General features: G+C 68.9%; 5 protein-coding genes. 2 read left to right on the top strand and 3 right to left on the bottom strand.

Going from position 1 to position 4,913, the window contains the following annotated elements; translation table 11 throughout:
• Together ACOADB_RS16030 and ACOADB_RS16025 are read left to right on the top strand one after the other, a co-directional pair.
• On the top strand, positions 1-708 hold a 708-nt coding region (locus ACOADB_RS16030; protein ID WP_378600551.1), incomplete at its 5' end, for a hypothetical protein.
• Positions 705-2,336 carry a hypothetical protein gene (locus ACOADB_RS16025; RefSeq protein WP_378600549.1) on the top strand — a complete coding sequence of 544 codons (1,632 nt, stop codon included), beginning with the start codon at positions 705-707 and terminating at the stop codon, positions 2,334-2,336. The genes ACOADB_RS16030 and ACOADB_RS16025, both read left to right, overlap by 4 nt.
• Before the next feature lie 11 nt (positions 2,337-2,347).
• Here the strand turns inward: ACOADB_RS16025 and ACOADB_RS16020 are convergent, their stop codons facing one another.
• The 3 genes from ACOADB_RS16020 to ACOADB_RS16010 all read right to left on the bottom strand — a co-directional run.
• Positions 2,348-2,623, bottom strand: coding sequence for a hypothetical protein (locus ACOADB_RS16020; protein WP_378600547.1), 276 nt, complete (start codon positions 2,621-2,623; stop codon positions 2,348-2,350).
• A gap of 24 nt (positions 2,624-2,647) precedes the next feature.
• Positions 2,648-3,811, bottom strand: coding sequence for a fatty acid desaturase family protein (locus tag ACOADB_RS16015; RefSeq protein WP_378600545.1), 1,164 nt, complete (start codon positions 3,809-3,811; stop codon positions 2,648-2,650).
• A 48-nt stretch (positions 3,812-3,859) separates the two neighbouring features.
• The coding region (locus tag ACOADB_RS16010) for a ferredoxin reductase (protein ID WP_378600543.1) at positions 3,860-4,913 on the bottom strand (1,054 nt) is incomplete at its 5' end.

Here is a 4,913-nt window from a genome sequence, read left to right as displayed (position 1 = left end):
ACCGTGACGGTGAAGCTCGTCGTCACGCTCCCGACCGGCTTCACCATGACCCTTGCTCCGCCGATGCGCACCGTCGTCGACGGCGAGACGACCTCGTTCGGGCTCACCATCAACCGTGGCCTGCTCGCCGGTCCCGTGGGCCTCACCGTCTCCGGCGTGCCGCAACACGCCACGGCCACCGTGAGTCCGTCGTTGTCGATCCTCGGCAACACCGCGACCATCACGATCAGGACGGCGACCAACGTCGTACCCGGCACCTACCTCATCACCGTCTCGGGCAAGGCGTTGCTGTCCTCGGCCGTCGCGTCGGCGTACCTCGTCGTGCTGTCGCAGACCTATCCGGACTTCCCGGTCTCCGGCGAACCCGATCGCGAGCTGGCGCCGGGCGCACCGGAAGCCGCGATCGACATGGCGATCACCAACCCGTTCAACGCGGCGATGACCGTGTCGAACATCGGCGTGACCATCGAGGGCACCGACACGAGCGACCAGCCCGGCGGTTGCGCGGTCGACAACTTCGAGATCCTCGCGTACGGCGGCCCGGCCACCCTGGTCGTACCGCCGAACAGCACCCGCACCCTGTCCCAGCTCGGCGTCGCGCGGGCCGACTGGCCGGCGATCCGAATGCTCAACGCGCCGGCCAACCAGGACATGTGCAAGGGCGTCCAGGTCGACCTTCGCCTCAACGCGAAGGGAGACGGCGCATGAACGCCCGTCGCGTCTCCACGTCGCGCAAGTGGTCCGCCGCCGAGCGCCGCAACCACCGCCCCCAGCCGCGCCATGTCGCCGCGCGCGCACGGCACGGACTACGGAACGCGCGGATCGAGGTGATCGGCGTCGTGGCCGTCTCCGTCGCGGTCCTGCTCGTGCTTGCCGGCAGCGTCGTCGCCTACTTCGGCGCCACCGGCACCGACTCCGCCGCCGGCGGCGTGGGCACGCTCGCCGCGCCCACGAACGTCGCAGCCACCCAGGTCGGCACCAGTTCGAGCGTGAACGTCACCTGGACCGCCTCGGCGGGCACACCCGTCCCGGACGGCTACTACGTCACCCGCACGACGGGAGTGAGCACCGCGAATGCCTGCGGCAGCTCCCCCGCCAGCCTGATCACCAGCGCCGCCTGCACCGACACCCCGGTCGCCAACGGCACCCACACCTACCGCGTCATCGCGGTGTACAGGTCCTGGACCGCGACGTCCGCCCCCGCGAACGTGACCGTCACGGTCGTCGTGACCGCTCCGCCGGTGATCACCGCGATCATTCCCGCCAATGGCGCCTTCGGCGCGTCCTTCGGTGCCATCTCCTGCTCGAACCCGAACGACCGCCGGATCTGCGCCAACGTCACAGCGGGAGCCGGAACCGTCGCCTCCGTGACCGTGCAGGTCAAGCGTGCCTCGGACGGGAAGTGCTACGACGGCAGCGGCGACCTGGAATCGGACTGGAACCTGGCGCCCGCCTGCACGACCGGTGTCCCGTTGACTCTCTCCGGGGCTCCGACGTACGCCACCGGACGCCTCTTCGGCAACGGCTACGCCGAGGACGACGTCTACACCTTCACGGTGACGGCGACGAACAGCCTCGGCGGGACCGCGTCCGCCTCCACGACGCGGGCCATCGACAACGCGCTCCCCACCGGCACGCTGGCTCCGACGGTCTCGGCCACCGGCGACAACATCGTGATCACGGCGAGCGACCTCAACGGGATCGCCTCGATCTCCTACCGCATCGACGCGAACGCAGGAGCGTTCCAGTCCGTCACCGGACCGGGCCCGGTCACCCTGCCCACGCTCACCCCGGGCACGCACCAGGTCGACTACTTCTTCACCGACAACGCCGGTCGGTCATCGGCCACGGTCAACAACACCGTGGTGACGGTCGACAACGCCGCGCCGTCGGTCAACGGGCTCGTGCCTGCGACAGGAGCCAACGGGACGACCTACCAGGACGTCGACTGCACCCTCGGCGGCGGCACGCTCCGGCTCTGCGCCAACGTCACCGAGAACGGCGTCAGCGGACTTGCATCCGTCACGTACCAGCTCAAGCGCCTGTCGGACGGCAAGTGCTACGACGGCGCCGGCGCCAACGCCGCCTCGGACTGGACCACCAACTGCAGCGTGGTCCTCACGATGTCCGTGAGCACCGCTCCGGTGTACCGCACTCCGTCGATCCTGAACGCCGGCTACAACGCCGCCGACACCTACGTGTTCACCGTGACGGCGACCGACGTCGCCGGCAACGTCGGCACCGCGTCCAGCACGTTCACCCTCGGCACACCAGCCGCGATGACCGGGGCAGGCATCCCTCCGGCAGGGACGTCGTCCGACGTCCAGGCCGAGTAGCCGCTCGCTGCTCAGCTCTCGTCGTCGAGCCCGTCGAGCCCGTCGAGCCCGTCGGTCACGGCGGGCACCTTCGGCTCCGCCAGGTGCTCGGCGGCCGCCCGGCGGGAGGACTCACGGATCTCGAAGATCTCCGTGGCGAATCCTCCCACCGCGTTGGCGACGTCACCGACGGCCTTGGTCAGGATCGTGGCCACCTCGCCCACCGTGTGGGCAGCGGCTTCCGCCCCTGACTGCACGGCGTCCTTGGCGATCTCGGCCTTGCTGAGGTGGTCGCGTCCGTCGTTCATGGGTCCAGTGTCCCCTGTGAGGGCTCAGGCAGCCAACGAGTCGTCGGTCACGGCCTGCGGCCCACGGACCGGAGCAGCCTTCGACGTACCGCCCGGGAAGGAGAGGCGGACGATCTTGCGGAACACGCTGAAGAGCTGCGTGTGGAGCGGGCCCTTGTTGTAGGGCAGGCCGTAGCGCTCGCAGATCTCCTGGACCTCGACGGCCATCTCCGGGTAGCGGCGGGCCGGGATGTCGGGGAACAGGTGGTGCTCGATCTGGTGCGACAGGTTGCCGCTCATCACGTGCATCAGCTTGCTGCCGGTGATGTTGGCCGAGCCGAGCATCTGGCGCAGGTACCACTGGCCGCGGGACTCGTTCTCGGTCTCCTCCTCGGTGAACGTCGCGACGCCCGCCGGGAAGTGGCCGCAGAAGATGATGTTGAACGTCCAGATGTTGCGGACGATGTTGGCGGCGAAGTTGCCCGCCAGGGTGCTCAGGAAGAACGGACCGGTCAGGACCGGGAAGAGCACGTAGTCCTTGAGGACCTGCTTGCCCATCTTCTTGCGGATCCGGCGCCAGACGGGGGCGTTCTCGCCACCGAACATCTTGCGGCGACCCGCGAAGACCTCCTCGGTCTCGAGGTCGTGCAGGGCGACGCCCCACTCGAAGAAGGTCATCAGCAGGAACGCCCACAGCGGGTTGCCGAGGTAGTAGGGGTTCCACTTCTGGTCCTCGTCCATGCGGAGGATGCCGTAGCCCACGTCGCGGTCCTTGCCCACGATGTTGGTGTACGTGTGGTGCATGTAGTTGTGGCCGTACTTCCAGTTCTCGGCCGGGGCCATCGTGTCCCAGTCGAACTGGCGCGAGTTGAACGCCGGGTCGCCCATCCAGTCGTACTGGCCGTGCATCACGTTGTGGCCGATCTCCATGTTGTCGAGGATCTTCGACACGCTCAGGGAGGCGACGGCCAGCGGCCAGGCCGGCGGCAGGTAGAACAGGGCGCGGCCGGCGATCTCGAAGCTGCGCTGGGCCTTGACGACCTTGCGGAGGTACTCCGCGTCGGGCTCGCCGAGGTCGGCGATCACGCGCAGGCGCAGCTCGTCGAGCTCGGCGCCCAGCTGGTCGATCTCGGCGAAGGTCAGGCCGTGGTACTTCTCGTTCGCGTCGCGCTCGGCGATCACGGTGGACTCGGAAATCGTGTCAGTCATCAGAAACTCCTTCGGTGGTTGAGGTACGAGCGGAGCGAGCCTCGAAGCTCAGAGGTCGATGTGGCAGTCACCGGCGGCGGCGGTCACGCAGATGCGGACCTCCTCGTCCGGCACGGCGGACTCCTCGCCGGTCAGGATGTTGCGGACGGTTCCTGCGGTCTTGGTGCGGGTGCAGGAGAAGCAGATGCCCATGCGGCAGCCGAACTCGGGCGTGAGGCCCGCTTGCTCGGCCTGCTCGAGGATGCTGGCGCCGGAGGCGGCGACGGTCTTTCCGGAGCGGGTGAAGGCGATGTCGCCCTCGATCTCCTCGCCGGGCCGGGCGGCCCGCGCGACGGAAGGCTTGAAGAACTCCATGCGCAGTCGGGGCGACTCGTCGTACGCCGCCTTGACCAGCTCCACGAGCCCGGGAGGACCACAGAGCCAGGTGTCGGTGTCCTTGTAGTCCGCGACGAGGCGGCGCAGCTCGAACTCGCTGAACACCTGGTCGCCGTAGCGCAGGTGCACGTCGATGCCGTTGTCCGCGGCGGCAATCTCCGCGAGCTCGTCGGCGAAGATCTGGTCCTCGGCGCTGCGGGCGAAGTGCAGGAAGGTGACCTTGCGCCCGGCGTGGGCCACGCCGTTGCGCTGGTACCCGTCACGCAGCAGCGTGCGGATCATCGACATCGCGGGGGTGATGCCCGAGCCACCGGTGATGAAGACCAGGCGGCTGATCGTCGGCGTCGCCGGGCTCTCGACGAGGGTGAACTCGCCCTGCGCCTGGCTGAGGTGGAGAACCTGGCCCGCCTGCGCCTCCCGGACGAGGTACGACGACACCTGGCCCTCGTCGTGGGCGCGGATGGTGAGCGTGAACCGCTCCCCCTTGCCCGATGCGGCCGAGGAGATCGAGAACGCGCGGGTGTAGCGCTTGGCCACACCGGGGATCTCGACGCCGACCAGGACGTGCTGGCCGGCCTGGTGCCCGCGCCACGTGGACGTGGGCTGCAGCGTCAGTGTCGCGACGGGGGCATCCCCGTCGGTCTCGCGGTGGACCGAGACGATCCGGGCGCGGACGTCGTGGGCGGCCCACATCGGGTTGAATCGTTCGAGGTAGCGGTCGACCCCG

The organism is Nocardioides sp. CPCC 206348 (assembly GCF_048654705.1).
GTDB lineage: Bacteria > Actinomycetota > Actinomycetes > Propionibacteriales > Nocardioidaceae > Nocardioides.
Note: the sequence above shows the minus strand (reverse complement) of the source record. Positions and strands in the feature narration are given on the sequence as shown.